Here is a 2047-nt window from a genome sequence, read left to right on the forward strand (position 1 = left end):
CCTACGCCATACGCAATTATTGAGTTTGATAAAGAGAAAAACGAACCAATACGCGATAAAAATGGCTGGTGTAAAAAAGTTAAAGCAGGTGAAGTCGGTTTATTGGTAGGCAAAATTACCAGTCGCTCTCCATTTGATGGTTATACCGACCCAGAAAAGAATAAATCTGTGATTATGCAAGATGTCTTTAAAAAAGGTGACTCATATTTCAACACAGGTGATCTTGTTCGTAATATTGGTTTCCGTCACGCTCAGTTTGTTGACCGCTTAGGTGATACCTTCCGCTGGAAAGGCGAAAATGTATCTACCACCGAAGTTGAAAACATGGTGTGTGAATATGACAAGATCGCTGAAGCTGTGGTTTACGGTGTAGAAATTCCAAATACTAATGGTCGTGCAGGTATGGCAGCAATCACGCTTGCTGATGGTGCCGAGTTAAATGACGCTGATTTAACAGAAATGGTGACTGTATTTAAAAAATGCTTACCTGCTTATGCGGTACCAGTGTTTTTACGTATACAAGCTAAAGTTGAAACTACAGGTACTTTTAAGTACCAAAAGAATAAATTGAAGGAAGATGCGTTTAATCCAAGCAAAACTTCTGAACGTTTACTCGCTTTATTGCCTGGTGAAAGCAGTTACTGTGACATTACAAGTGAAATTTTTGACAACATTCAGGCATATAAATACCGTTTTTAGTTCATTTTTTAGCTAAACAAGAGGAAATCGTGCTTTTTATAGGCAATCATGCAAATGTTTTTAAATTTCCTCTTGTGTTAGTTGAATAACTTGCTAAAATACGCGACATCAAAACGATACGGGTCGTTAGCTCAGTTGGTAGAGCAGCGGACTTTTAATCCGTTGGTCCCGCGTTCGAGTCGCGGACGACCCACCACTTATCTGTTTTGAACCTATTTGGGTCGTTAGCTCAGTTGGTAGAGCAGCGGACTTTTAATCCGTTGGTCCCGCGTTCGAGTCGCGGACGACCCACCAAATTCTAAAAAGCCTCTCAGTTCGAGAGGCTTTTTTTATTGTTAATGTATTTTAGTTTTATGACTAAAAGATGACGATGCACTTCTTATATAGAATATCCCTAGCCCATTCCATAAAGATTTCCAAACGTTTAGGAATATAACTTCTATTCGGATATAAAATATTAAGTGGAAGTGATTGAGCGGTATAGGCACTTAGTACTTCAACTAAAGTTCCCTGCTCGATTTTATCCTGAACATCGTAGTATGGAAGTTGAATAATTCCCAAACCTGCAATAGCCGCTGCAATATAGGCTTCCGTATTATTTACGCTTAAAGCACTATCCATCATCACAGCTCCATCTTGATATGAAAATACGCCCTGTTTTTCTCCTACTGCTCTCGCATAGTTAATGAGTTTGTGTTGAGATAGATCTTCTAATTGTTCAGGAATACCGTACTGTTCTAAATAATCAGCACTTGCACAGTTCACCATAATCAAGTTACCAACAAATTTCGCAATTAAACTACTATTATCTAGCTGTCCCACCCGAACAACACAATCGATTCCTTTCTCGATTAAGTCAGTGATGTCATCAGAGCTATGAAGTTGTAAATGGATATCTGGATAGCGACTATAAAAATCGGGAAGTTCAGGAATAATCACTTGGTGTACGATTCGGCTGGGCATTGAAATTTTTAGCGTGCCACGGTAATGCTGCTTTTGTGCCTGTATAAGCTGTTCGAGCTGTTCATAATCAAATAATAGATTTTGACACTCAGGTAATATTCGTTGTCCATCTTGGGTAAGGCTAACTTTACGCGTAGTTCGATGAAATAAGCGTACCCCATAGTGAGTTTCTAGCTGTTGAATTGCGCTCGTTACTGTCGAGCGAGGTAAATCAAGCTGATTTGCCACTTCACTAAAGCTTTGTCGTTTAGCGACTTCTGTAAAAATAAAAAATTGCTGCAACCGATCCATTTAATTGTTCGTATTTTCTGAATAGTTAAACTAAACTAGCATAATTGATCAAAAATTACCGCCAATCTAGACTAAAAACACATTAAAACAAGTC

The 2047-nt window shown here is 38.6% G+C and carries 2 protein-coding genes and 2 tRNA genes; 3 read left to right on the top strand and 1 reads right to left on the bottom strand.

Annotation, left to right across the window (positions count from 1 at the left end; translation table 11 throughout):
- The 3 genes from J663_RS18345 to J663_RS18355 form a co-directional block, all read left to right on the top strand.
- On the top strand, positions 1-699 hold a 699-nt coding region (locus tag J663_RS18345; protein WP_032056597.1), incomplete at its 5' end, for an AMP-binding enzyme.
- 120 nt (positions 700-819) lie between these two features.
- Positions 820-895 (top strand) — tRNA-Lys (locus J663_RS18350).
- 22 nt (positions 896-917) lie between these two features.
- Positions 918-993 (top strand) — tRNA-Lys (locus J663_RS18355).
- A gap of 63 nt (positions 994-1056) precedes the next feature.
- Here the strand turns inward: J663_RS18355 and J663_RS18360 are convergent.
- Positions 1057-1953, bottom strand: a complete 897-nt coding sequence (locus tag J663_RS18360) for a LysR family transcriptional regulator (protein ID WP_033849542.1) — start codon at positions 1951-1953, stop codon at positions 1057-1059.
- Between the last annotated feature and the right edge of the window lie 94 nt (positions 1954-2047).

It is taken from the genome of Acinetobacter sp. 826659 (assembly GCF_000588515.1).
In the GTDB taxonomy this organism is placed as follows: domain Bacteria; phylum Pseudomonadota; class Gammaproteobacteria; order Pseudomonadales; family Moraxellaceae; genus Acinetobacter; species Acinetobacter pittii.

Coding starts and splice junctions, on each gene's coding strand:
- J663_RS18360 (WP_033849542.1), bottom strand. CDS start 1,953: ATGGATCGGTTGCAGCAATTTTTTATTTTTACAGAAGTCGCTAAACGA.